1 protein-coding gene is annotated in these 339 nt (G+C 66.1%); it reads right to left on the bottom strand.

Annotated elements, in window-relative coordinates; translation table 11 throughout:
• Positions 1–339 (bottom strand): hypothetical protein (locus ACELLULO517_RS29225; protein ID WP_227310882.1); only part of this gene is annotated, 339 nt, incomplete at both ends.

Here is a 339-nt window from a genome sequence, read left to right as displayed (position 1 = left end):
CGGTATTGGTGAAGGTATTGAGATAGGCGATCGTCGCGGTGGAGGCATTGCCGATGGTGAGCAGGCCGGTATTGGCGAAGGTGCCGTAGGGGGTGATCTCGAGGTCCGCACCACCTTCGACGGTGATGGCACCATTGTTGATGAAGGCCGGGCTCTCCAGATCCATCTCGCCGGAAGCCGCGTCGGCGACGATGCTGCCGTCGTTGATGATGGTGCCCGCGCCGTCGCTGGCCAGCGCGACGTCAAGGAAGGCCGTGGTGGTTGTCTGGACGACGACGCCGGTGCCGAGCGTCAGGATGCCGCCGGCGCTGAGGCTGTCGAGGCCGCCGGCGCTGCCGA

Origin of the sequence: Acidisoma cellulosilyticum, assembly GCF_020621385.1 — a bacterium.
Lineage (GTDB): Bacteria > Pseudomonadota > Alphaproteobacteria > Acetobacterales > Acetobacteraceae > Acidisoma > Acidisoma cellulosilyticum.
The sequence above is the reverse complement of the archived record's forward strand: the minus strand, read 5'-3'. Positions and strand labels throughout refer to the sequence as shown.